A 22,383-nucleotide genomic window follows, 5' to 3' on the forward strand; every position below is an offset into this window, starting at 1 on the left:
CCGGAGAAGCCCATGAAAGTCCTGGTCAGCGTCAAACGCGTGGTTGACTACAACGTCAAAGTGCGAGTCAAGTCCGATGGCAGCGGCGTCGACACCGCCAACGTCAAGATGAGCATGAACCCCTTTGACGAAATCGCGGTGGAAGAGGCGGTGCGCCTCAAAGAAAAAGGCGTGGTCAGCGAAATCGTTGCCGTCTCCTGCGGCCCCGCAGCCTGCGCCGAAACCCTGCGCACTGCGCTGGCCATCGGCGCCGACCGCGCCATCTTGGTCGAGAGTTCTGAAGAACTCCAACCCCTGGCCGTGGCCAAACTCCTCAAGGCCCTGGTCGCCAAAGAACAACCCGGCCTGGTCATCCTGGGCAAACAAGCCATCGACGACGACTGCAACCAAACCGGCCAAATGCTCGCCGCCCTGGGCGACTGGCCCCAAGCCACCTTTGCCAGCAAAGTCGAAGTGGCCGACGGCAAGCTCCTGGCCACCCGCGAAGTCGATGGCGGCTCCGAAACCCTGAGCTTGAGCCTGCCCGCCATCATCACCACCGATTTGCGCCTGAACGAGCCCCGGTATGTGACCCTGCCCAACATCATGAAGGCCAAGAAAAAGCAGCTCGACACCGTCAAGCCCGAAGATTTGGGCGTGGACGTCGCCCCGCGCATCAAAACCCTCAAAGTCTCTGAGCCGCCCCAGCGCAGCGCCGGCATCAAGGTGGCCGATGTGGCCGCTTTGGTAGACAAACTCAAGAACGAAGCAAAGGTGATCTAAATGGCATCCCTCGTCATCGCCGAACACGACAACGCCACCCTCAAAGGCGCCACCCTCAACACCGTGACCGCTGCCCTGCAGTGCGGTGGGGACGTGCACCTGCTGGTAGCAGGCCACCAGGCCCAAGGCGCTGCCGCCCAGGGCGCGCAGATCGCTGGTGTGGCCAAAGTCATCCACATCGACGACGCCGGCTTGGCGCACGGCCTGGCCGAGAACGTCGCAGCCCAGGTGCTGGCCTTGGCTGGCAACTACAGCCACATCGTCTTTGCTGCCACCGCTTCGGGCAAGAACATCGCACCACGCGTGGCCGCCAAGCTCGATGTGGGCCAAGTCTCGGACATCACCAAAGTGGTCAGCCCCGACACCTTTGAGCGCCCCATCTATGCGGGCAACGCCATCGCCACGGTACAAGCCAGCGACGCCACCAAGGTGCTCACCGTGCGCACCACCGGCTTTGACCCGGCAGCCGCCAGCGGTGGCAGTGCCACCGTCGAGGTGCAAGCGGCCGCAGCGGCTGCCAGCAGCGTGCAGTTTGTGCGCAGCGAGATCGCCAAGATGGACCGCCCGGAACTCACTGCGGCCAAGATCATCGTCTCGGGCGGGCGTGCGCTGGGCTCGAATGAGAAGTTCATGGAAGTGATGACGCCGCTGGCCGACAAGCTCGGCGCAGCCATGGGTGCGAGCCGTGCGGCGGTGGACGCGGGCTACGCGCCCAACGACTGGCAGGTGGGCCAGACCGGCAAGATCGTCGCCCCCCAGCTGTACGTGGCCTGCGGCATCAGCGGCGCTATCCAGCACCTGGCAGGCATGAAAGACAGCAAGGTGATTGTGGCCATCAACAAGGATGGCGAGGCTCCGATCTTCAGCGTGGCCGACTACGGGCTGGAGGCTGACTTGTTTACCGCGGTGCCGGCTTTGGTGGCGGCGTTGTAGGAGTTGGACCGACAGGGGCTGGACGCTGTCCATTGAGTGCAGCTATCAGCGCAGCGAGTTCGGGCCGCACAGGCAAGGGCGCGAAGGCGCTCACGGCGGCCCGGCCCGGATTGCCCAGCGGCAGTCGCCCGCTTAGGTGGCCCAGGGGCACCAACGCCAGCCTGAACGCCTGACCGGCCGCCTCCGACCAGTCGCGGGTGCGCAGGGCCAGGGCCAACATATGTACGTGGGTCTGGAGGTGCGGCCTGAGCTGCAACTGCCCCACCACATGGGCCGCCTCCAGGTACAACCAGGCCTGCTCCGTAGAGGCGGCGGCCTGCGCACCCTGGATCAACTTGGCGTGGGTGGCGCGGTCCAATCGGCGCTCGCCCGAAGTTTCAGTGGGCATGTCCATGGTGGTCTCCTTCGTCACCGTCTTGATGCAACTCCCCACGTGCCTGCCGCAGCACCGTCCAGCCGCCGTGCAGGGCCAGCGCCGCCATCAGGCTGGCCACCGCCAGATCGGGCCAGGCCGCACCCGTGCCGAATACGCCGAGTGCGGCCAAGAGCACGGCCAGGTTGCCGATGGCATCGTTGCGCGAGCACAGCCACACGCTGCGCATATTGGCGTCGCCTTCGCGGAACGCGTAAAGCATCCACGCCACCGCCACGTTAGCCATCAAAGCCAGCAGCGCCACGGCACCCATGGTCGTGGCTTGGGGAACACCACCGTTCCAGACCGACCACAGCGCAGCACCCAGCAGGTAGAGGCCAAAGCCCATCATGCTCAGCGCCTTGAGGATGGCCGCGCGCGACCGCCAGGCCAAGGCCGAGGCCAGCACCGCCAGCGACACCGCGTAGTTCATCGCGTCGCCCGCAAAATCGACCGCATCGGCCAGCAGCGAGAGTGAACCGGACTGCAAACCTGCGCCGATCTCGATGAGAAACATCGCGGCGTTCAGCACCAGCGCAGTCCAAAGAATCTTGCGGTAACGCGGCAGGTTGATCGTGGACTTTGGCTCCGGAGTTGCGTGGGCACTGCAATAGGCTGACATGGTTTTTCCTTTCAATGCGTGCATTGGAAACCTTGGAGCCACTACAGTGTCAAGCGTCGAATATGAAAGGGCGTTGCCATGCAGATCAAAGACCTGTCCCGCGCCACCGGCGTGGATGTCGAAACCATCCGTTTCTATGAAAAGCAGGGCCTGTTGCCCGAACCAGCGCGGCGCGACAACGGCTACCGGGACTACGCAGCGTCGCACCTAGAGCGGCTCTCGTTCATCCGCCACTGCCGCGCGCTGGATATGCCACTGGCCGATGTCCAGCGGCTTCTGGTTTTTGTGGGCGAACCCGCCGCCAACTGCGGGGAGGTGGACCAGCTGGTGGACGAGCAACTGGCCAGGGTGCGGGCCCGCCTCAAGAGCATGCGCGCCCTGGAGAAGCAGCTACTGCAGCTGCGCGCGCGCTGCTCCGGCACACACGCAGGGCACTGCGGCATTCTGGATGAGCTGGTGTCTGCAGCCCATGGCGAGGCTTGCGCTTGTCATGCGGCTGCAAGCAGCAGCCGTTTGTCAGGGAGGCAGGCGCAATCCTTTTAAGGGCTTAGTGTGCTTTCGCAAACACCGGCGTCCTGTGAATTCGGCGCCAGGGCACCCACCTTCATCTGCACTTTGAAACAGCACTTTGGCATCTGAAGTCACCCACATTTCCGCGCGCTGCTTTTGGCTGCTGCTAGGCGACGAAGAAATGGCCGTACCGTTCGCTGAATTCCCGTGGTTGAAGAAAGCCACGATTGGGCAACTCTCTGATGTGCAGCGCCCCTCGGAAGACCATTTGTACTGGCCGCAACTCGACGTTGACCTCTCCATTGAATCGATCCGCGAACCTGCGGCCTTTCCGCTGGTGTCGAGGAGCGCGGGCTATTGGGTTCGCGTCCGCTGATGACGTGCTGCTTGCAGCGTTAACCGCCACAGGTGGTCAGCCGCACTTCTTGGTCGTGCTCTTGCCAGCGTTTGCTAAGCCACTGCGCTTGGCGGCAGTCTTGCGCCGGTGCTGCAGCTGGGCAAGGGCCGTGTCTGCTTCAAAGGTGCGGCCTGCCGCGATATCGGCCAGGCCACGATTGGCGTCGTCGATCAACAACCGGTGGGCGCGCTCGCGCTCCAGCCAGTGGTAGCAGTCCAGCCTATTGGTGTTTATCACTACAACGTGGCTTTCTCTATTGTTGGTGACTATCTTCTCCGCACCGGCCTTCACTTGAGGCGGCAGACCCAGTTCATTCACGGGGAATCGATAGCTTAGGTGTCCAGTGAAGTCGCAGCCATGCCAGGTAGTCGAGTAGCTTCTTGACAGGCACGCGCGCGCCGAAAAAGCAAACCGCTCCGCTCATGACTTCGGGGTCGCGGCTTACAAGAGATGCATCCCTAGACTCCATAATGCTTTAGAGAAATCCGAGGCGGCTTGGGTCATATTCGAATGCTCAGGTTCTATGGTGCGCTCAAACGCTGGAATTCACTGGACTGACGCGGCTTGCCGCGACAGGTCAGGCGGGATGAAATGTTAAGCGTTTGCAAGATCAACTTTCGACATGGGGATGGCGCTTTCCATGACGATGCGGAATGCCAGCCCGGGTTCAATTGCTTCCTTGCCGGCGTAGATGGCTTCTTGGATTGCGAGGCTATAAAGGATTGGCCAGTCTACTGGGTTGGGGCAAAACAACTTGATGGTTGGAAGAAGCGTGGGCCAAAGAGCCTTTAGATAGTTAAGTGGCGTATCGGAGGGTTTGTGATTGTCGGGAACACGAGGAATCCCAAATTGCTCGCTACCCAACACAGCAATTGTGTGTTGGAGGATTTCATTCAGATCAGGAAAGTCTTTGGCACCAGCATGCTGCGCAGCGCCTCCTACCAAGCTCCACACGGAGTATTGGGACCCAGCGAGGGCATATGGGTCACCAAAGAAATACTGCTTGCCATCCTTTGTACCAATGACTTGAAAAGGCGCCGTCTCCGGCATGCCTTTAGCCAAAGCCTGTGCTCGAAGATTTGCTTGGCATGCGTAGCCTGCCAAGGCGCCCAGTGCAGTTAAGAGAGACTCAACATGAACGCCTTTTGAGTCCTTCATACCGTCAAGCAGGCGCTGAAACACCTCTTTGGCACCGAGTTTGGCACCAACTAGAGGATCTTCTTGACTGCGTTTCTGGATCGCGTTGAGGAGCGCCTCCGTCTTCGGATCCAATTGCGGTTCTTTTTTCTCTTGTTGTTTCGAGCCGAAAAACTTGCCAAACATGATTAGCGTCCTGAGAAAATGTGAGTGAAATTGGCGCAGGGTGAAGAACACTAACCTAATGTCCAGAGCAAATCCCGCTCCATAACTTGCGCGCTGCTCCATAAGTTGCTCATCCGTCCGCCTTCGAAGTGGCTTGCGGCTTGAACTGCCGCTCAATATGCCGTACGAATGCGCAACTATAAAAGTACTCCGAATCCCAACATCCCGGCGCTGCAGTCCACTCGGATGCTGGGCTAGCTGCGCGAGCACATTCTGCAAATGCACTATTCCCTCCGCACCAAGCAGGTGTACGTCTTCTAGTGCCGAGTCGTCGTTCGCAGGTCGGGCAATGGCGGGTCCATGCGACACCCATGCACCCGACAGCGATGCTGCCCTACCCACCCGCAATCTCCGGCTCCACCAAGGTCGCCAATTGCGCCAGCGACTCCTGCCAGCCCAGGTAGCACATCTCCACCGGTATCACCTCGGGAATGCCAGTTTGCGTGATGCGAACTTCGGTGCCGCACAGCACCTTGTGCAAGGCCACCGTTACCAGCAGTTCGCCCGGCAGGTTGGGGTTGTCAAACTTGTCGGTGTAGCGCAGCAGTGCGCCGGGAATCAGCTCCAGGTATTCGCCGCCAAAGGCGTGGCTGTGGCCGGTGCCGAAGTTGGTAAACGACATGCGAAAGCTGCCGCCCACGCGGGCATCCAGGTGGTGCACTTTGCAGGTGAAGCCGTAGGGCGCAATCCATTTGGCCATGGCGTCTGCGTCTGAAAACGCGCGGTACACGCGCTCGGGGGGTGCGCGCAAAACGCGGTGCAGTTCTACAGTTCCAGTGGCCATGTTGGCTTCTCCTTGGTTGAAGTAGCACGATAAAAACCGTTGCCGCCCGCAGCAGAACTTGCCTGCGCTTGCGGCAAGCCGCTAGCGCGGCCCGCGCACCCGTTTGGCGCCGGGCACGCCGAGTTGCGGGTGCAGTCGCCCGGCCACACTCCACGCGGCCAGCATGCCCGCACCCGCGGCGGCAAACACGGCGGAAACGGGGAACACCAGCAACACCAGCCAGGCCACGCCCGGCGAGACGATGCCCGAGGCATCGCGAAAGCTGGAGTACACCGAGGACATTTCGGTGCGTTCCGAGGGCTTCACCGCCATCATGAACGGCAGGCCGGCGCACACATCGAGCAGCACCAGAAAACAGGTGCCCGCCACCAACAGCGCCACCGTCACCCAGGGCAGCGGCGCCGCCAGCGTGGCCAGCACAAAGCACACGCCGCTGACCAGGCAGCCGGTGCGCACCGCTTTGCGTACCGAGTGCCTGCGCATCCACTTGAGCATCAGCGGCGCCAGTAGCAGCCCCATGTTGGCCACCGAACTGGCAATGCCACCGACCTGCTCGCCCAGTCCATTTTCCACTGCAAAAATGCCCACGTAAACGAAGTAAAACCACCAGCCACACGAGCGCATCAGCGGGATGAACCACCCCGTTACCAGCCGCGGCTGCTGAAAAAACCGCCGCAAGTTGGCCAGCGGATGCGATGCGCGCTTTCGCACCACCGCAATGGCCTTCCCGCTGCCCAGCCGCATGCGCCGGGTCAGCCACAGCATGAACAAAGCCGCCAGCGCCACCAGCACAAACGGCGCGCCATGCCAAAACGACATCAGCCACACGCCCAGCACCGGCCCGATTACCCAGCCCCAGGCGCCATAAAACAGGCGCAGCGTTTCGAGTTTGCTGAACTCGGATTTGTCCACATAGTCCAGCACATAGGCGTTGAAGCAGACAAACGAGGTGGCCGCCGCCATCACCGCGCACAGCAGCGCCAGCGTGACCCACTTGCCACCCGCCACGCCCAGCAGCGCCGCCACCGCATACAGCAAGATGGCCACCGAGTACACCCGCTGGCGGGGCACGTAGCGGGTCAGGCTGGGCACGGTCAACGCCGTCAACAAAGACACCAGCCCAATGACAAAGTAGATCTGCGACACCAGCGCCGCGCTGCCCCAGGCGCGGTACATCACCAGCGGAAACACCGACAGCGTGGTGCCGCGGATCACCGCCTCGATGCCGCCCACAATGCCAAAACCGACCGCGTCGGGCAGCGGCGTGCGCAAGCTCCCAAGCGAACGTGGCAGCTGCAAATGCTCAAGCAATCGTGGGTTGCGCAAGCTACTGCGCCACAAAGCCGCTGGCCTTGATGAGCCGTGCCCAGGCCTGAGAGTACGCCTGCTCCCGGCTGGCGAGCTGCTGCTGGTTCATGAAACCCACCGTCAGTCCCATGGCGGTCAGGCGTTCGCGCACATCCGCTTGGGCCAGCACCTTGGCCAGGGCATCGGCGATTTTGTCGAGCGCAGCGCGCGGTGTGCCCGCAGGCGCGAACAGGCCGTAGTAGGGCACATCGTCAAACCCGGCCAAGCCCAGTTCGGAGAAGGTGGGCACGTCGGGCAAGGTAGCCTGGCGCGTGGGCCCCAGCACCGCCAACACCCGCAGCTTGCCGGCCTTGTGGTTCTCGATGAAGTCCGGCACCGAGGCCACGCCGGACGCAATCTGGTTGCCCAGCATGTCGGCCATCATGGGCGCGCTGCCGCGGTAAGGCGCGGCCTGCAAGTCGAGGGCGTATTTCTGGCCGATCACCTTCACCAAAAACTCGGGCGTGGAGGCCGGTGCCGGCACGCCCACCGTGCCCTTGCCCGCACCTTGAGATTTGACCCAAGCCACGTACTCGGCCACCGATTTGGCCGGCGTACCGCCCGACACCGCGAAAGCGTTGACGAACGTGGCAAAGCCAACCACCGGCACAAAGTCCTTGGCCGGATCGAAGCCTGGGTTCTTCATCACCTGGGGCAGGATGGAGATGGTGTGGTCGTGCGTCAAAAACACGGTATTGCCATCGGGCGCTGCGGCCTTGAGCGCCTGCGCGGCAATCTGGCCACCGGCACCAGCGCGGTTGTCCACCACCACCGGCACGCCGAGCTGGTCTTTGAGGCGGTCGGCCAGGGTGCGGGCAATCGCGTCGGTGCCACCACCCGGCGGAAAGCCCACCAAGATATGCAACGTGTTGTTTTGCGCCTGCACGCCGGCGCACGCCAGCAAGGCCAAAGCGGCCGCCGCGCGGCGGGCGATGCGACCCAGCCCACTGAACCTTGTGGATCCGCCCCAACCGACGACCCGACCCCAGCCACCCATCCCACTGCCATCTTGCAATCGCGCCATGCTGTGTCCCTCCAAATAGCCATGCCGAATAGGCCCTATTGTGTGGCGCAAAATGCCGCAAAACCTTCCGGAGAAACCCACGTGAAACCCCTTGTTTTGATCACCGGCGCCTCGCGCGGCATTGGCGCGGCCACCGCTTTGCTGGCTGCGCGCGCAGGCTACGCGGTGGCGGTGAACTACCGCGCCAATTCGCTTGCCGCCGACGAGGTGGTGCGCCAGATCCGCGCCCAGGGCGGCACCGCCATGGCGGTGCAGGCCGATGTGACCGATGAAGCGCAGGTGCTGGCCATGTTTGCCCACATCGACGCCAAGCTCGGGCGCATCAGCGCACTGGTCAACAACGCGGGCGTGGTGGATGTGGCCTGCCGGGTGGAGGCGATGTCGGTGGCGCGGCTGCAACGGCAGTTCGCGACCAACGTGATTGGCAGCATGGTCTGCGCGCGCGAGGCCGTGTTGCGCATGAGCACGCGCCACGGCGGCGCGGGCGGGGCCATCGTCAACCTCTCCAGCGTGGCCGCCACCCTTGGTTCGGCGGGCCAGTACGTGGACTATGCGGCCAGCAAGGGCGCCATTGACACCTTCACCGTCGGGCTGGCGCGCGAGGTGGCCGACGAGGGCATCCGCGTCAACGCGGTGCGCCCCGGCGTGATTGACACCGAGATCCACGCCTCGGGCGGCCAGCCCGAACGCGCGCAGCAGCTCGCCGCCCACATTCCCATGCGCCGCCCCGGCAGCGCGCAAGAGGTGGCCAACACGGTGCTGTTTTTGCTCAGTGGCGCGTCGAGCTACACCACCGGTGCCATCGTCGATGTGGGTGGTGGGCGCTAGCTGGCGGTAGCGGGCACAACGGGGCGCGCACACGGGCGCGCAACAGCACGCCCAGGCCGCTCAGGGGCTGCCCAAGCCGAACAGGCGCGCGCCGTTGTCCCACGCAATTTTGCGGGCGACCGCCGGCGGCAAGTCGCCCAGCCAGGCGCGGTACTCGGCAAAGGTCTCGCCGTAATACTGCCAGCGCTGGTTGACCCAGGTGTCCGAGCCCAGCAAGAAGCGGTCGGGGTAGGCGATGAGCAATTGCCGCCACTGCGGGCACAAGACCACGGTTGTGGCGCCGCCGCTGCATGTCAGGCCGGGGCGGTACGACAACTCGCCCATCAGCAGCGGATAGGCATCGAGCAAAGCCTTGACACGCTCCACCGGCACACCGCCAATGCCGGTGTGCGCCCAGATCAGCCGCACCGCCTTGCCGCGTGAAGGCGTGGGTTGCATCAGACCATCGATTGCGACGTCATCGACATGGGCCAGGACAACGAGCTTGCGCGCTTCGGCCAGGGCCATCAGTTTTTGGGCCACCGGTCCGGCCGCGTTGGCGCTGTCGTACAAATGAAACTCGCCAATGCCACGGTACGGCCCTGCAGCGGTGCCACGGGCCAGTTCGGCCAGCACCATGTCGTAAATGCTGTCGTCTTGGAACCAGGTGCTGTAGTCCTCGCGGTTGCGGTACAGGCGCACCAAGGGTACGACCGTGACACCAGCCGCAGCGGTTTCAGTACGCGCCTCGGCTAAGGTGCGGGTGCCATCGTTGGGGCGCGAATTGGCCACGATAGCGCGCACCCCACTGCGTTGCATGCGCGCCAGCACATCAGGTACCGGATGCGGGCCTTGCGCTTCGACGTTGTAGTGCAAATGGGCGTCAAACACCGGGCCGGTGTACGCGGCGACTTGCGCCAGTGCGGGCCAGGACACACAGGAAACCAGCGCCAACAGCGCGCAACTAGCGACCGACCGCATGGATGTGCTTGCCCAGCATGTCGCCCACCAGTTCCAGGCGAAGCAAGGGGTTGTCAAGTTGCATCAGGTTTTGCTTGGCATCCAGCGGCATGGCAAGCAGATCGCACCAGCGGTTGGCCACCCAACCGCAATCGTCAAGGTGGAAGGGCAAGGGCGCAGTGGCCTGCGGCGGCCCGTTCACGCGCTGCTGCTCCAGCACACGCGCCAGTGCGTCGGCAAGGGGCAGCAAATCGGGTGGGACGGGGGTGCTCTGGTCGCCGCCCAGGGTGTCCGCATCGGCCACCCACAGACCGTACTTGCGCTGGTTGCGCGTGCGGATGCGAAAGCGCGCACCGCCTTGGCAGCGCACCACCATCAGGCCGGCTTGCGGCGCAGAAAACTCGGTCACGGTTGCCAGGGTGCCCACATCGGCAAAGTGCTCAGGCGCAAAGCCCTCGGCCCCGGTGGCGTGGGTGTCCACGCGGCGCACTTCGCTGCCCTTGCGCAGCGCCACCACGCCAAACGGTGTGCCGTTCTTGTGGCATTTGCCAATCATGTCGAGGTAGCGCACTTCAAAGATTTGCAGGTCCAGCATGCCGCCTGGAAACAAGACGGTGGACAGCGGGAACAAGGGCAACTCGGCGATGGGGCCGGTGGCGTCAGGCGGCTGAGGCGCGGGGGCGTTGGGGTGCATGGGCGGTCCCTCGGGGGTGGCACGGGTGGGGCACAAATGCGCTGGCGCGCTGTGGCTGCCCAACCATGCTACCGCGTGCAACAGCGGTGCAAGCAAAATAGGGTTTGTTCTCCACCTTAAATCACGCCGCGCCATGCCCATGCCCATTCCCAGTTCAACCCCCGAGTTGTCGCTTGCGCAGCACGGCGCCTGCCTGTGGCTCACCATCACCCGCGAGGAGCGCCGCAACGCCATGAGCCACAGCCTGCTGGCCACCATGGCGGATGCCATCCATGCGGCACAACAGCAGCGCGACATCCGCGCCATCGTCATCACCGGTGCGGGCACCAAGGCGTTTTGCGCCGGGGCCGATCTGCAAACCGCCAACGCCTTCACCACCGACCATTCCGAACCCCAAGGTCACTTGGCGCGCGTGCTGCGCGCGGCCCGCGCCAGCAACATCCCGCTGATCGCGCGGGTCAACGGCGCTTGCATGGCCGGTGGCATGGGCCTCTTGTCGATGTGCGATATGGCGGTGGCCGCGCGCCACGCAGTGTTTGGCCTGCCCGAGGTCAAGCTGGGCTTGTTTCCCGCCCAGGTGCTCAGCGTGCTGCAACACCTCATCCCGCGCCGGGCGCTGGTGGAGATGTGCCTCACCGGCGAGCCCATCAGCAGCGCCCAAGCGCTCGAATTCGGCCTGGTCAATTACGTAGACGACGATGTGGACGCCAAGCTGCAGTGGCTGCTTGAGCGCATGCTCGACAAATCGCCCGCTGCGATTCGACGCGGGCTCTACACCTTGAAGCGCGTGGAATCGCTGGCGTTTGAGGAGTCGATATCCTTCACCGAGAGCCAGATCGCCCTGTTCACACTGACCGAAGACGCGCAAGAAGGCCAAAAGGCATTTCAAGAAAAGCGCAAACCCGTGTGGACGGGAAAGTAGCCATGAGCGACACCACGTTCGACTACATCATCGTCGGCGCCGGCACCGCCGGCTGCCTCTTGGCCAACCGCCTGAGCGCCGACGCCAGCAAGCGCGTACTACTGATCGAAGCCGGCCGCAGGGACGATTACCACTGGATCCATATCCCTATGGGTTACCTGCACTGCATCGGCAACCCGCGCACCGACTGGCTATTTCATACCGAGCCCGAAGCCGGCCTCAACGGCCGCAGCCTGCGCTACCCGCGCGGCAAGACGCTGGGTGGCTGCAGCAGCATCAACGGCATGATCTACATGCGCGGCCAGGCCCGCGACTACGACCAGTGGGCGCAAACCACCGGCGATGCCAGCTGGAACTGGGACCACAGCTTGCCCTACTTCATGCTGCACGAAGACCACTACCAAGGCGCAGGCCCTTTCCACGGAGCGCGCGGCACCGCCCCGGCCCTGATGCAAGACGACAGCACGCCCTACCGCAGCATCTTGCGCCACCGCAACGCCGGTGGCGAGTGGCGCATCGAAAAGCAGCGCCTGCACTGGGACCTGCTCGACGCTTTTGCGCAGGCCGCCACCGAGGCCGGCATTCCTGCCACCAGCGATTTCAACCGCGGCGACAACCACGGCGTGGGTTACTTCGAGGTCAACCAGCGCAGCGGCTGGCGCTGGAACACGGCCAAAGCTTTTCTGCGGCCCACCTGCTACGGGCGGCCCAACTTCGAGCTGTGGACCGGCGCCCAGGTGGCCAAGTTGCTGCTCGACGCCAACACCACGCCCGAGGCCGACACCGACGAGGCGCGCCCGATGCGCTGCACTGGCCTGCAGGTCTGGAACGGCCAGGAGATGGTGACGGTGACCGCCCGCGCCGAGGTGCTGCTGTGCGCGGGCAGCGTCGGCTCGCCGCACATCCTGCAGCTCTCGGGCCTGGGCCCGGCGGCGCTCTTGCAAGCCCACGGAATCGCGGTGGCGCAAGACACGCCGGGCGTGGGTGAGAACCTGCAAGACCACCTGCAAATCCGCGCGGTCTACCAAGTGCGTGGTGCGCGCACCCTCAACACGCAGGCGCACTCGCTTTGGGGCAAGGCGCGCATTGCGCTGGAGTACGCCTTCAAACGCAGCGGACCCATGAGCATGGCGCCCAGCCAGCTCGGTGCCTTCACCCGCAGCGACCCCAGCCAGCCCCACCCGAACCTGCAGTACCACGTGCAGCCACTCAGCCTGGACGCCTTTGGTGAACCCCTGCACCGCTTCGACGCCTTCACCGCCAGCGTGTGCAACCTCAACCCCACCAGCCGCGGCACGGTGCGTCTGAAGTCGGCGGACTTTGCCGCTGCACCGGCCATCGCGCCCAACTACCTCAGCACCGAAGCGGACCGCAAGATCGCAGCGGATTCACTGCGGATCACCCGGCGCATCGTGGCGCAACCGGCCTTGCAAAAGTATGCGCCGCAAGAAGTCAAACCTGGCACCACATTCCAGAGCGATGCCGAATTGGCCCAAATGGCCGGCGACATCGCCACCACCATCTTCCATCCCGTGGGCACCACCGCCATGGGCCACACTGCGGGCGCGCACAACGACCCGATGGCGGTGGTCAACGCACGCCTGAAGGTGCGCGGTGTGGCCGGCCTGCGGGTGGTCGATGCCGGGGTGATGCCGCGTATCACCAGCGGCAACACCAACGCACCCACGCTCATGGTTGCGGAGAAAGCCGCGCAATGGATCGCAGAGGATGCGCTGGCACAGCGCTGAGCAGTGGCTGCGCGCCCACTAGGGTTAGCCCGAAAGGGTTAATCCGGATACGCCGCCACCCATGCGACGACTACATTGGGTCCCTTCTCATCCAAGCAGGCAGCTGCGACGCAACCGTGACGAGAAACTTGAAGTAGACGCCGAGGACCCAAGCCGCTTTGCGGCCCACAACAACTACGGCAGCAACCCGATTTGCTGCTCCAAAAGCACCGGACACCCCGGTGCTTTTTTTATGGCCTCGCCGCTGCAGCGCAGGCGTCAGTACCGAAGGTGCGGGTGCGACAATCGACCGATGGAATTGCTCGTTGTCTCGCTGGCCTCGCTGCTGGCCGGTTTTGTGGACTCGATCGTGGGTGGCGGCGGCCTGATTTTGATGCCCGCGCTGTTTGCCACCTTCCCCAACGCGGCCCCGGCGACGCTGTTGGGCACCAACAAAGCCACCTCCATCTGGGGCACCGCGATGGCCACGCTGCAGTACAGCCGCCGGGTCACCTTGCCATGGCACGCCTTGCTGCCAGCCGCAGGCGCTGGCTTTGTCGCGTCCTTGGGTGGCGCTTGGCTGGTAACCCAAGTGTCACCGGATTTTTTGCGCAAGTTCATGCCGGTGCTGCTGGTGGCGGTGCTCATTTACACACTGGCCAAGAAGGAACTGGGGCGCCACCACGCGCCGCGTTTCTCTGGCGGCTTTGAGGTGGCCGTGGCCTGCGGCATTGGCGCGGTAGTGGGGTTTTACGACGGCTTTTTCGGGCCGGGCACCGGCAGCTTTTTTGTGTTCTTGATCGTGCGCCTGCTGGGTTATGACTTCCTCCATGCGTCGGCGTCGGCCAAGCTGCTCAACACCGCCACCAACCTGTCCGCGCTCATTTTGTTTTCGTTCAAAGGCCATGTGTGGTGGCATTTCGCGGTGTTCATGGCCGTGGCCAATGTGGCAGGCAGCCTGCTGGGAACCCACATGGCGCTCAAGCACGGCACCGGCTTTGTGCGCGGCGCTTTTTTGCTGGTGGTGTCGGCCTTGATCTGCAAGACCGCTTACGACGCGTTTCTGCGCTAAGGGGCCAACCAAGGCACTTCGCTGGCAGGGCGGGTTGGTCCCAGCGGCGGGCCGGCCTGGCCTTTACTGACGGCCAATAGATCCTGCTCGCTGGGGTATTGCCCCACCAACCAGTAGTCGAACACCCGCCGGGCGATGGGCGCGGCCGAGGCCGAGCCAAAGCCTGCGTTTTCCACAATCACCGCCAACGCAATCTTGGGCTCATCCGCTGGCGCGAACGCCACGTACAGCGAGTGGTCGCGCAGGTGCTCCTCCATTTTGGAGGCGTTGTACTTTTCGTTTTTGCCCAGACCCACCGCCTGCGCGGTGCCGGTCTTGCCGCCGCTGGTGTAGGCCGCCCCGGCGAACACCCGCGCCGAGGTGCCAACTTGCGTGACATCGACCATCGCTTTGCGGATGGTGTCCAGATGCTCGGGCTTGTAGCCCAAGTCCACCGGCGGCGCTGGCGCCACCGGGCTGCGGCTGCGGGTGGTGGCGTCTTCGATGGCGGTGACCAGCTGCGGCTGGCGCTTGATGCCTTGGTTGGCCACGATGGCCATGGCCTGCGCGAGCTGCAGCATGGTGAAACTGTTGTAGCCCTGGCCAATGCCCAGCGAAATGGTTTCTCCTGCATACCACCTCTGCTGGTCTGGACGTTTGTAGTACCTGCGCTTCCATTCCTGGCTAGGCAAGATGCCACGGACTTCGCCCAGCAAGTCCAGGCCGGTGAGTTGACCAAAACCAAGCGGCTTCATGAAGTCGTGCATCGCGTCCACGCCGAGCTCGTTGGCCAGCGAGTAGAAGTAAGCGTTGCTGGACTCGACGATGGCACGGTGCATGTCCATGATGCCGCCGCGCTCGTTTTCCGGGCTGCCAAAGCGGTGGCCGCCAAACATGTAAAAGCCCGGATCGTTGATGAGCGTTGCCGCGCTGCGTTTGCCGGTTTCCAGTGCGGCCAGCGCCATGAAGGGCTTGTAGGTTGACCCCGGCGGGTAGGTGCCGCGCAACGCGCGGTTGAGCAGCGGCTTGTCGGGTGAGCCGTTGAGCATTTGCCAGTTTTCCTGGTCAATGCCTTCGACAAACAGGTTGGCGTCAAACGTGGGTTTGCTCACAAAAGCCAGCACCTCGCCGGTCTTGGGGTCCAGCGCCACCAAAGCGCCACGGCGCTCGCCAAACATGTCTTCGATCAGCTTTTGTAGCTTGATGTCAATCGACAGCACCACGCCGTTGCCGGGCGTGGCCGGCGTGCTGGCCAGCTTGCGGGTGGCACGCCCTCCAGCCGAGGTTTCGATCTGTTCCACCCCGGTGATGCCGTGCAACTGGCTCTCGAAACTTTGCTCCACACCGAGCTTGCCGATGTACTCAGTGCCCCGGTAGTTGGCCTGGTCTTCACTTTCGTCGATGCGTTCTTTCTCGGCCTGGTTGATGCGGCCGATGTAGCCAATCACATGGCTTGCCAGTTCGCCATACGGGTAGCTGCGAAACAGGCGCGCCTTGATCTCGACGCCAGGAAAGCGAAAACGCTGCGCTGCAAAGCGGGCCACTTCGGTATCGCTCAAGCGGGTGCGGATGGGCAAGGACTCAAAGTTGCGGGATTCTTCAAGCAACTTTTTGAACCGCCTACGCTCGCGCGGCGTGATGTCAATCACTTTGGAGAGTTCGTCCAAAGTCTGGTCCAGAGCGCCGGTCTTGGACGGCGTGATCTCCAGGGTGTAGGCCGAATAGTTGCTGGCCAGCACGATGCCATTGCGGTCGGTGATCAGCCCGCGGTTGGGAACGATGGGGACGATGGCGGTGCGGTTGGTCTCGGCCTGGGCGCGCAGCTCGTCATGGCGCCACACCTGCAGATAGACCAGCCGCGCCAGCAGCAAAGCAAAGCACACCAGCACCACCAGGCTGATGACAAAAACGCGCGAACGAAAGCGCGACAAATCCGCCTCGACATTGCGCAGCTCGGTCATTGCTACAACGGCCGGTTGGCGTCGGGATCGGGTGCGCGGCGTTGGGGTGCCAGCAAGGCAATGCTGGCCAGCGGCCACAACAGCGCCTCGAGCACCGGCGCCAACAACAGCAAGAAGCCCGGAAACCTGCCTCCCACCACCAACCGCAGAATCAGCTCGATGGCATGTGCTGCCGCAAACAACGGAAACACCTGGGCGGCCTGCGAGGGCACGGTGAACCACAGCAGCCGGCGGTGGATGGTGATAGCAAAAAAGCTCAGTACGGTGTAGGACATGGCGTGCTGCCCCAGCAAGGCGCCTTGGTGCACATCCATCATCAGGCCAAACACAAAGGCCGCCACGATGCCCACACGCATGGGTTGGTGCACCGTCCAAAACACCAGCACCAAGGCCAGCACATCGGGCGTCCACGCAGCGCGGCCCCACAGCGCCATGTTTTGCAGCATGTTGAACAACAAGGCGGCCAACAAACTACCCCAGATAAACACCGGATTGGCTGGCAGCAGCAACTGCTGGCCTTGGCGCATGATCATGGGCGCACTCCCTCGCAGCTGCGCATCATTTCAAGTCCCTGCTGCGACTGGGTTTGGCCGCCGGTGCCAGTTGCGGTTCCGGACGGGGTGCGATGCTTGCGTTCCCAGGCGCCAACACCACCACATGGCTGGCGCCAGCCACCAGCGCAACCGGCACGCAGTAGATGCGGGCAAACATCGCATCGACGCGCCGTTCCACTTTCTCGACCCGCGCCACCGGCAGGCCCGGCGGGTACACACCATCGACTCCGCTGGTGGTGAGCAAGTCGCCCACCACCACATCGGCATTGGCAGCCATGAAGCGCAACTCCATCGCATCGGCGTGGGTGGCCGTGTCGCCAAAAGCAACGCCACGCGCACCGGTGCGGGTGTTGAGCACGGGTACGGCGTGGTCCCGGTCGGTGATCAGAGTGACTTCGCTGACCAAGGGGTACAGGCGGGTCACTTGCCCCAGCACGCCCGACGCGTCCAGCACCGGCGAGCCCAGCGCCACCTGGTGCAGCATGCCTTTGTCGATGATGACTTTGCGGGTGTAGGGGTCGGCGGCGTCGTATAGCACCTGCGCCGCCACGCCGTCCACCGGCAGCCGCGCACGCAAATCCAGCAATTGGCGCAGGCGCTGGTTTTCCAGCAGCAACTGCTCCACTTGGTTGGCGCGCAGGGATTGCAGGCTGAGTTGGGCTTGCGCGCGCTCTTTGGCCGACTCGGCTGAGCCTACCGAAACCAGGTAGCCAGACACCGACTGCACCAAGTGCACCGGCTGCAATGCCAGCCACTGCATGGGGTACAGCACCGTGCCAAAGAAGGCGCGCATAGGCTGCATCACCTGAAAGCGCGCATCGGCCACCATCAAAAACAGCGCCATGGCGCTGCACACTGCCAGCTTGGACAGGGCCGAGGGGCCCTGGCGGAAGAAGGCCGGGGGATCTCTGTCCAGCGTACCAAGAGGCATCGCTGCGTCCGGCGATTATTCGTTGGTGAAGATAGAGCCCAGACGGTCCATCTGCGCCAGCGCGATGCCGCAGCCGCGCACCACGCAGGTCAAGGGGTCTTCGGCCACGTGCACCGGCAGGCCGGTTTCTTCGGCCAGCAGCCGGTCGAGATCGCGCAACAGTGCGCCACCGCCAGTGAGCATCATGCCGCGGTCGGCAATGTCGGCGCCCAGCTCGGGCGGGGTTTGCTCCAGCGCGTTTTTGACGGCGGAGACGATGTTGTTGAGCGGGTCGGTAAGCGCTTCCAGAATTTCGTTGCTGGAGATGGTGAAGCTGCGCGGCACGCCCTCGGAGAGGTTACGTCCACGCACTTCCATTTCGCGCACTTCCGAGCCGGGAAAGGCCGAGCCGATTTGCTTCTTGATAGCTTCTGCCGTGGGTTCGCCAATCAGCATGCCGTAGTTGCGGCGGATGTAGTTGATGATGGCCTCGTCGAACTTATCGCCGCCCACGCGCACGCTGCCCTTGTAGACCATGCCGCCCAGCGAAATCACACCGACCTCGGTGGTGCCGCCACCGATGTCCACCACCATGGAGCCGCTGGCCTCGCTCACCGGCAAACCGGCGCCAATAGCGGCTGCCATGGGTTCTTCGATGAGTTGCACATCGCTGGCGCCAGCGCTCTCGGCCGACTCGCGGATGGCGCGGCGCTCCACCTGGGTGGAACCGCAAGGGACGCAAATGATGATGCGCGGGCTGGGCCGAAACACGCTGCGCGGATGCACCATCTTGATGAACTGCTTGAGCATTTGCTCGGTGACGGTGAAGTCGGCAATCACGCCGTCTTTCATGGGGCGAATCGCTTCAATGTTGCCGGGCACCTTGCCCAGCATTGCCTTGGCTTCGCGGCCCACCGCCTGGATGGTTTTCTTGCCTTGCGGGCCGCCTTCGTGGCGGATGGCGACGACTGAAGGCTCGTCAAGCACAATGCCTTTGTCGCGCACATAAATCAGGGTGTTGGCAGTACCCAGGTCGATTGCCAGGTCGGTGGAGAAGTACCGACGGAACGCTGCAAACATCAAAAATCCTCTCGGGCATGTACGCGGCTTCGCCGGTGCAGCACCGTGTTTTGTCGTTGAAAATCGGGTTTTTTGGCCTCAAAAGCGGCGTTTTCCGACGCATCAGCCAAAGGCAGGATAATAACCGATCGCCTGTGAATAACCGGTTGATTCCCGCTTTGCGGGGCCCCACTTTCCCTTTGCTTTCACTCCATTTTTCATGGCACTGACCTCCAGCGACATCGACCGCGTGGCCCAATTGGCCAGGCTCCAGCTCGAACCCGCCGAACGCACGCGCATGCTGGCGCAAATCAACGGCTTTTTTGACATCGTCGAGCAAATGCGCGCGGTCGACACCAGCGGCGTTGAGCCCCTGGCCCACCCGACTGCGGCGCTGGGTGAAGTCGCGCTCTCGCTGCGCGACGACGTGGTCAGTGAGACCAACCAGCGCGAAGCCAACCAGCGCAGCGCACCAGCGGTGGAACGCGGCCTGTTTCTGGTTCCCAAGGTGATCGAGTAGGCCATGGCAAGCTCTACCTCTCTCTCGCAGGGCGCGCTGCACGACCTCGGCGTCAAGGCTTTGGCGCAAGCGCTGCGCAACAAACAGGTGTCTGCGGTCGAAGTGGCGCAGCACTTTCTGGACCGGGCGGCGGCGCACACCAATCTGGGCGCTTTTGTGGATGTGCGAACCGAGGTCACGCTGGCACAGGCAGCGGCTGCCGATGCGCGCATTGCACAGGGCAGCGCTGGCGCGCTCGAGGGCGTGCCCATTGCCCACAAAGACATCTTTGCAACCAAAGACTTCGTCACCACAGCGGGCTCGCGCATGCTGGCTGGCTACCGCTCACCGTTTGACGCCACCGTGGTCCATCGTCTGGCGCAGGCTGGTATGGTGACCTTGGGCAAGCTCAGCTGCGATGAGTTCGCCATGGGCTCCAGCAATGAAAACACCGCCACCACGGCGGTCGGCCACAGCAGCCTGCAACCGGTGCGCAACCCGTGGAGCACCGACCGCATTCCCGGTGGCTCGTCCGGCGGCAGCGCAGCTGCCGTGGCAGCACGCATCACGCCCGCGGCCACCGGCACCGACACCGGCGGCTCCATCCGCCAACCCGCAGCGTTCTGCGGCATCACCGGCATCAAACCCACCTACGGCCGCGCTTCGCGCTACGGCATGGTGGCCTTTGCCAGCAGCCTCGACCAGGCCGGCCCTATGGCACGCAGCGCCGAAGACTGCGCGCTGCTGCTTTCGGCCCTGTGCGGCCCCGACCTCGACCGCGACGCCACCTCACTGGACCGGCCCGAAGAGGACTTTGCGCGCGACCTGGACCGCGCAGTCCACGGCCTGCGCATTGGCGTGCCGCAAGAGTTTTTTGGCGAAGGCCTGTCCGACGATGTGCGCAAGGCAGTGCATGCCGCCTTGGCGCAGCTGGAAGCGCTGGGCGCCATCCTGGTGCCCATCCGCCTACCGCGCACCGAGCTGTCCATTCCGGTGTACTACACCATTGCGCCGGCCGAGGCGTCGAGCAACTTGAGCCGATTTGACGGCGTGCGCTACGGCCACCGCGCAGCGCAGTACACCGACCTGGCCGACATGTACCAACAAACCCGCGCCCAAGGGTTTGGCGACGAGGTCAAGCGCCGCATCATGATTGGCACCTATGTGCTGTCGCACGGGTATTACGACGCCTACTACCTGCAGGCGCAAAAAATCCGACGCATGGTGGCCGACGACTTCCAAGACGCTTTTAGGCACTGCGACGTGATCGCCGGCCCGGTGGCCCCCACGGTGGCCTGGAAGCTGGGCGAGAAATCCGACGACCCGGTGGCCAACTACCTGGCCGACATCTTCACCCTGCCCGCCTCCTTGGCCGGCCTGCCCGGCATGAGCCTGCCGGTGGGTTTTGCCAGCGCCACAGCCGACGCAGGCCTGCCCATCGGCATGCAACTGATTGGCAATTATTTCCAGGAAGCGCGGCTCTTGAACCTGGCGCACCGCTTCCAGCAAGCGACCGACTTCCACGCCGCCAAGCCGGCAGGATTCTGACCATGGCAGACACCACACCCAGTCTTTTGGACCGTCCTGACGCCCCGCTGGTGGGCGGCTATGAGGTCATCATCGGCTTTGAGACGCATGCGCAACTCTCGACCGCGTCCAAGATTTTTTCGCGCGCCTCCACCGCCTTCGGTGCCGAGCCCAACACCCAGGCTTGCGCCGTCGATTTGGCCTTGCCCGGCACCCTGCCGGTGATGAACAAGGGTGCGGTCGAACGCGCCATTGCTTTCGGCTTAGCCATTGGCGCGCACATCGCGCCCAAGAGCATTTTTGCGCGCAAGAACTACTTCTACCCCGACCTGCCCAAGGGCTACCAAATCAGCCAGTTCGAGATACCGGTGGTGCAAGGCGGCGTGATTGAATTTTTTCTCAACGAGAAGAAGATGGCGGTGCGCCTGGTGCGCGCCCACCTGGAGGAAGACGCGGGCAAGTCGCTGCACGAAGACTTTGTGGGCCAGACCGGCATCGACCTCAATCGCGCTGGCACACCGCTTTTGGAAATCGTCACCCAGCCTGACATGCGCTCGTCCGCAGAAGCGGTGGCCTACGCCAAGGAGCTGCACAAGATCGTGACCTGGATCGGCATTTGCGACGGCAATATGCAAGAGGGCTCGTTCCGCTGCGACGCCAACGTGTCGGTACGCAAACCCGGCGGAGCCCTGGGCACGCGGCGCGAAATCAAGAACCTCAACAGCTTCAAGTTCATGCAGCAAGCCATCGACTACGAGGTGCGCTGGCAGATCGAACAGATTGAGGACGGCCACAAAATCCAGCAGGCCACGGTGCTGTTCAACCCCGACACCGGCGAAACCCGCGCCATGCGCACCAAGGAAGACGCGGCCGATTACCGCTACTTCCCCGACCCCGATTTGCCACCGCTGTGTATCGCGCCGGAGTGGGTTGAACGCATCAAGGGCGAAATGCCCGAGCTGCCGCGCGAGTTGGCGCAGCGTTTTCGTAGCGCGTACGGCCTGAGCGAGTACGACGCCACCTTGCTCACCCAAAGCCAGGCGACGGCCACCTACTTTCAATCCGCAGCGCAGGTAAGCGGTCAACCGAAATTGGCAGCCAACTGGGTGCTCGGCGAGGTGTCTGCATTCATCAACAAGCAAGGCCTGGCGATTGACGATGTATTGGTTCCGACCGCAGTTGCGGTAGGCCACGTGATCAAGCGCATTGCCGCAGGTGACATCAACGGTGGAGGTGCCAAAACGGTCTTCCAGCAGTTGTGCACCCAGCAGCAAACCGGCATTGAAGATCTGGCGGCCTACATTGACCAACTGATTGACACACTGGACCTCAGGCAAGTCAACGACTCCTCCGCTTTGGAAGCCATCGTGGACACGGTGATTGCCGCCAACGCCAAGAACGTGGCCGAGTTCCAGGCCGGCAACGACAAGGCACTCAATGCCTTGGTCGGCCAGGCCATGAAGGCGAGTAAAGGCAAGGCCAATCCGCAACAGATCAACGACCTGTTGCGCAGCAAGCTGGCCCGTTGAAACTGCGCCCCGCCCTGGGCGCGCCAGCCG

25 protein-coding genes are annotated in these 22,383 nt (G+C 63.5%); 11 read left to right on the top strand and 14 right to left on the bottom strand.

Annotation, left to right across the window (positions count from 1 at the left end; genetic code table 11):
• Nucleotides 1–12 precede the first annotated feature (12 nt).
• Together ACILRC_RS12645 and ACILRC_RS12650 are read left to right on the top strand one after the other, a co-directional pair.
• Entirely contained in the window at nt 13–762 is a 750-nt protein-coding gene (locus tag ACILRC_RS12645) for an electron transfer flavoprotein subunit beta/FixA family protein (RefSeq protein ID WP_395669731.1), read from the top strand.
• Nucleotides 763–1,695 (top strand): electron transfer flavoprotein subunit alpha/FixB family protein, encoded by a 933-nt coding sequence (locus tag ACILRC_RS12650; protein ID WP_395668451.1) that lies wholly within the window; start codon nt 763–765, stop codon nt 1,693–1,695. It begins immediately after the preceding gene.
• Here the strand turns inward: ACILRC_RS12650 and ACILRC_RS12655 are convergent.
• Together ACILRC_RS12655 and ACILRC_RS12660 are read right to left on the bottom strand one after the other, a co-directional pair.
• Entirely contained in the window at nt 1,661–2,089 is a 429-nt protein-coding gene (locus ACILRC_RS12655; protein ID WP_395669732.1) for a DUF3703 domain-containing protein, read from the bottom strand. The genes ACILRC_RS12650 and ACILRC_RS12655 overlap by 35 nt on opposite strands.
• Nucleotides 2,073–2,729 carry a cation transporter gene (locus ACILRC_RS12660; RefSeq protein WP_395669733.1) on the bottom strand — a complete coding sequence of 219 codons (657 nt, stop codon included), beginning with the start codon at nt 2,727–2,729 and terminating at the stop codon, nt 2,073–2,075. Before ACILRC_RS12660 ends, ACILRC_RS12655 begins: the two co-directional genes overlap by 17 nt.
• A 78-nt stretch (nt 2,730–2,807) precedes the next feature.
• On the opposite strand from ACILRC_RS12660, the gene ACILRC_RS12665 reads away from it, so the two are divergent.
• The gene (locus tag ACILRC_RS12665) at nt 2,808–3,272 is read left to right on the top strand and encodes a Cd(II)/Pb(II)-responsive transcriptional regulator (protein ID WP_395669734.1); all 465 of its coding nucleotides are present in this window, start codon (nt 2,808–2,810) and stop codon (nt 3,270–3,272) included.
• 85 nt (nt 3,273–3,357) lie between these two features.
• Complete coding sequence (locus ACILRC_RS12670) at nt 3,358–3,615, top strand: DUF2442 domain-containing protein (RefSeq protein WP_395669735.1); 258 nt, start codon at nt 3,358–3,360, stop codon at nt 3,613–3,615.
• 36 nt (nt 3,616–3,651) lie between these two features.
• Here the strand turns inward: ACILRC_RS12670 and ACILRC_RS12675 are convergent, their stop codons facing one another.
• From ACILRC_RS12675 to ACILRC_RS12700, 6 genes are all read right to left on the bottom strand, one after another.
• The gene (locus tag ACILRC_RS12675) at nt 3,652–3,954 is read right to left on the bottom strand and encodes a prevent-host-death protein (RefSeq protein WP_395669736.1); all 303 of its coding nucleotides are present in this window, start codon (nt 3,952–3,954) and stop codon (nt 3,652–3,654) included.
• Nucleotides 3,947–4,105, bottom strand: a complete 159-nt coding sequence (locus ACILRC_RS12680) for a DUF433 domain-containing protein (RefSeq protein WP_395669737.1) — start codon at nt 4,103–4,105, stop codon at nt 3,947–3,949. The genes ACILRC_RS12675 and ACILRC_RS12680 overlap by 8 nt, the downstream gene beginning before the upstream one ends.
• A gap of 125 nt (nt 4,106–4,230) precedes the next feature.
• On the bottom strand, nt 4,231–4,959 hold the full coding sequence (locus tag ACILRC_RS12685) for a hypothetical protein (protein WP_395669738.1): 729 nt from the start codon (nt 4,957–4,959) through the stop codon (nt 4,231–4,233).
• 373 nt (nt 4,960–5,332) lie between these two features.
• Entirely contained in the window at nt 5,333–5,782 is a 450-nt protein-coding gene (locus ACILRC_RS12690) for an SRPBCC family protein (protein ID WP_395669739.1), read from the bottom strand.
• A gap of 81 nt (nt 5,783–5,863) precedes the next feature.
• Nucleotides 5,864–7,108, bottom strand: a complete 1,245-nt coding sequence (locus ACILRC_RS12695; protein WP_395669740.1) for an MFS transporter — start codon at nt 7,106–7,108, stop codon at nt 5,864–5,866.
• 1 nt (nt 7,109) lies between these two features.
• Nucleotides 7,110–8,153 carry a Bug family tripartite tricarboxylate transporter substrate binding protein gene (locus ACILRC_RS12700; RefSeq protein ID WP_395669741.1) on the bottom strand — a complete coding sequence of 348 codons (1,044 nt, stop codon included), beginning with the start codon at nt 8,151–8,153 and terminating at the stop codon, nt 7,110–7,112.
• Nucleotides 8,154–8,234: 81 nt separating this feature from the next.
• Between ACILRC_RS12700 and ACILRC_RS12705 the strand changes: the two genes are divergently transcribed.
• A complete protein-coding gene (locus ACILRC_RS12705; protein ID WP_395669742.1) occupies nt 8,235–8,981 on the top strand; it encodes an SDR family oxidoreductase in 747 nt (248 codons plus the stop codon).
• A 60-nt stretch (nt 8,982–9,041) separates the two neighbouring features.
• On the opposite strand, the gene ACILRC_RS12710 is transcribed toward ACILRC_RS12705, so the two are convergent.
• A complete protein-coding gene (locus ACILRC_RS12710; RefSeq protein WP_395669743.1) occupies nt 9,042–9,941 on the bottom strand; it encodes an amidohydrolase family protein in 900 nt (299 codons plus the stop codon).
• On the bottom strand, nt 9,925–10,614 hold the full coding sequence (locus tag ACILRC_RS12715; protein ID WP_395669744.1) for an LON peptidase substrate-binding domain-containing protein: 690 nt from the start codon (nt 10,612–10,614) through the stop codon (nt 9,925–9,927). Before ACILRC_RS12715 ends, ACILRC_RS12710 begins: the two co-directional genes overlap by 17 nt.
• Nucleotides 10,615–10,753: 139 nt before the next feature.
• On the opposite strand from ACILRC_RS12715, the gene ACILRC_RS12720 reads away from it, so the two are divergent.
• The 3 genes from ACILRC_RS12720 to ACILRC_RS12730 all read left to right on the top strand — a co-directional run bounded on the left by ACILRC_RS12720 (nt 10,754) and on the right by ACILRC_RS12730 (nt 14,335).
• Nucleotides 10,754–11,536 (top strand): enoyl-CoA hydratase/isomerase family protein, encoded by a 783-nt coding sequence (locus ACILRC_RS12720; protein ID WP_395669769.1) that lies wholly within the window; start codon nt 10,754–10,756, stop codon nt 11,534–11,536.
• A 2-nt stretch (nt 11,537–11,538) separates the two neighbouring features.
• Nucleotides 11,539–13,284: a GMC family oxidoreductase gene (locus ACILRC_RS12725; RefSeq protein WP_395669745.1), complete on the top strand. Its 1,746-nt coding sequence runs from the start codon at nt 11,539–11,541 to the stop codon at nt 13,282–13,284.
• A 292-nt stretch (nt 13,285–13,576) separates the two neighbouring features.
• Nucleotides 13,577–14,335: a TSUP family transporter gene (locus ACILRC_RS12730; protein ID WP_395669746.1), complete on the top strand. Its 759-nt coding sequence runs from the start codon at nt 13,577–13,579 to the stop codon at nt 14,333–14,335.
• Here ACILRC_RS12730 and mrdA read toward each other — a convergent pair.
• Genes mrdA through ACILRC_RS12750 form a run of 4 tightly spaced genes read right to left on the bottom strand, consistent with a single transcriptional unit; the run spans nt 14,332 to nt 18,819 of the window.
• Nucleotides 14,332–16,275: a penicillin-binding protein 2 gene (mrdA, locus tag ACILRC_RS12735; protein WP_395669747.1), complete on the bottom strand. Its 1,944-nt coding sequence runs from the start codon at nt 16,273–16,275 to the stop codon at nt 14,332–14,334. The two genes, ACILRC_RS12730 and mrdA, sit on opposite strands and share 4 nt — an antisense overlap.
• A gap of 2 nt (nt 16,276–16,277) precedes the next feature.
• Nucleotides 16,278–16,808: a rod shape-determining protein MreD gene (gene mreD / locus ACILRC_RS12740; protein WP_395669748.1), complete on the bottom strand. Its 531-nt coding sequence runs from the start codon at nt 16,806–16,808 to the stop codon at nt 16,278–16,280.
• A 25-nt stretch (nt 16,809–16,833) separates the two neighbouring features.
• Nucleotides 16,834–17,760 carry a rod shape-determining protein MreC gene (gene mreC, locus ACILRC_RS12745; protein WP_395669749.1) on the bottom strand — a complete coding sequence of 309 codons (927 nt, stop codon included), beginning with the start codon at nt 17,758–17,760 and terminating at the stop codon, nt 16,834–16,836.
• A gap of 15 nt (nt 17,761–17,775) precedes the next feature.
• Nucleotides 17,776–18,819 carry a rod shape-determining protein gene (locus ACILRC_RS12750; RefSeq protein ID WP_395669750.1) on the bottom strand — a complete coding sequence of 348 codons (1,044 nt, stop codon included), beginning with the start codon at nt 18,817–18,819 and terminating at the stop codon, nt 17,776–17,778.
• 199 nt (nt 18,820–19,018) lie between these two features.
• Here ACILRC_RS12750 and gatC point away from each other — a divergent pair, with 199 nt between their 5' ends.
• The 3 genes from gatC to gatB are packed head-to-tail and all read left to right on the top strand — an operon-like array spanning nt 19,019 to nt 22,353.
• Nucleotides 19,019–19,318, top strand: coding sequence for an Asp-tRNA(Asn)/Glu-tRNA(Gln) amidotransferase subunit GatC (gene gatC, locus ACILRC_RS12755; protein ID WP_395669751.1), 300 nt, complete (start codon nt 19,019–19,021; stop codon nt 19,316–19,318).
• A 3-nt stretch (nt 19,319–19,321) separates the two neighbouring features.
• Nucleotides 19,322–20,845 carry an Asp-tRNA(Asn)/Glu-tRNA(Gln) amidotransferase subunit GatA gene (gene gatA / locus ACILRC_RS12760; protein WP_395669752.1) on the top strand — a complete coding sequence of 508 codons (1,524 nt, stop codon included), beginning with the start codon at nt 19,322–19,324 and terminating at the stop codon, nt 20,843–20,845.
• Between the two features lie 2 nt (nt 20,846–20,847).
• The gene (gene gatB, locus ACILRC_RS12765) at nt 20,848–22,353 is read left to right on the top strand and encodes an Asp-tRNA(Asn)/Glu-tRNA(Gln) amidotransferase subunit GatB (protein WP_395669753.1); all 1,506 of its coding nucleotides are present in this window, start codon (nt 20,848–20,850) and stop codon (nt 22,351–22,353) included.
• Nucleotides 22,354–22,383: the final 30 nt, after the last annotated feature.

The sequence above is a fragment of the Rhodoferax sp. genome (assembly GCF_044236835.1).
Taxonomy (GTDB): domain Bacteria; phylum Pseudomonadota; class Gammaproteobacteria; order Burkholderiales; family Burkholderiaceae_C; genus Allorhodoferax.

Bases quoted from the DNA above. Each gene is read 5' to 3' on its own strand.
- ACILRC_RS12730 (WP_395669746.1), top strand. From the start codon at position 13,577: ATGGAATTGCTCGTTGTCTCGCTGGCCTCGCTGCTGGCCGGTTTTGTG.
- ACILRC_RS12655 (WP_395669732.1), bottom strand. From the start codon at position 2,089: ATGGACATGCCCACTGAAACTTCGGGCGAGCGCCGATTGGACCGCGCC.
- mreD (WP_395669748.1), bottom strand. From the start codon at position 16,808: ATGATCATGCGCCAAGGCCAGCAGTTGCTGCTGCCAGCCAATCCGGTG.
- ACILRC_RS12750 (WP_395669750.1), bottom strand. From the start codon at position 18,819: ATGTTTGCAGCGTTCCGTCGGTACTTCTCCACCGACCTGGCAATCGAC.
- ACILRC_RS12680 (WP_395669737.1), bottom strand. From the start codon at position 4,105: ATGGAGTCTAGGGATGCATCTCTTGTAAGCCGCGACCCCGAAGTCATG.
- ACILRC_RS12690 (WP_395669739.1), bottom strand. From the start codon at position 5,782: ATGGCCACTGGAACTGTAGAACTGCACCGCGTTTTGCGCGCACCCCCC.
- ACILRC_RS12725 (WP_395669745.1), top strand. From the start codon at position 11,539: ATGAGCGACACCACGTTCGACTACATCATCGTCGGCGCCGGCACCGCC.
- ACILRC_RS12660 (WP_395669733.1), bottom strand. From the start codon at position 2,729: ATGTCAGCCTATTGCAGTGCCCACGCAACTCCGGAGCCAAAGTCCACG.
- mrdA (WP_395669747.1), bottom strand. From the start codon at position 16,275: ATGACCGAGCTGCGCAATGTCGAGGCGGATTTGTCGCGCTTTCGTTCG.
- gatC (WP_395669751.1), top strand. From the start codon at position 19,019: ATGGCACTGACCTCCAGCGACATCGACCGCGTGGCCCAATTGGCCAGG.
- ACILRC_RS12650 (WP_395668451.1), top strand. From the start codon at position 763: ATGGCATCCCTCGTCATCGCCGAACACGACAACGCCACCCTCAAAGGC.
- mreC (WP_395669749.1), bottom strand. From the start codon at position 17,760: ATGCCTCTTGGTACGCTGGACAGAGATCCCCCGGCCTTCTTCCGCCAG.
- gatB (WP_395669753.1), top strand. From the start codon at position 20,848: ATGGCAGACACCACACCCAGTCTTTTGGACCGTCCTGACGCCCCGCTG.
- ACILRC_RS12665 (WP_395669734.1), top strand. From the start codon at position 2,808: ATGCAGATCAAAGACCTGTCCCGCGCCACCGGCGTGGATGTCGAAACC.
- ACILRC_RS12710 (WP_395669743.1), bottom strand. From the start codon at position 9,941: ATGCGGTCGGTCGCTAGTTGCGCGCTGTTGGCGCTGGTTTCCTGTGTG.
- gatA (WP_395669752.1), top strand. From the start codon at position 19,322: ATGGCAAGCTCTACCTCTCTCTCGCAGGGCGCGCTGCACGACCTCGGC.
- ACILRC_RS12685 (WP_395669738.1), bottom strand. From the start codon at position 4,959: ATGTTTGGCAAGTTTTTCGGCTCGAAACAACAAGAGAAAAAAGAACCG.
- ACILRC_RS12720 (WP_395669769.1), top strand. From the start codon at position 10,754: ATGCCCATTCCCAGTTCAACCCCCGAGTTGTCGCTTGCGCAGCACGGC.
- ACILRC_RS12715 (WP_395669744.1), bottom strand. From the start codon at position 10,614: ATGCACCCCAACGCCCCCGCGCCTCAGCCGCCTGACGCCACCGGCCCC.
- ACILRC_RS12645 (WP_395669731.1), top strand. From the start codon at position 13: ATGAAAGTCCTGGTCAGCGTCAAACGCGTGGTTGACTACAACGTCAAA.
- ACILRC_RS12700 (WP_395669741.1), bottom strand. From the start codon at position 8,153: ATGGCGCGATTGCAAGATGGCAGTGGGATGGGTGGCTGGGGTCGGGTC.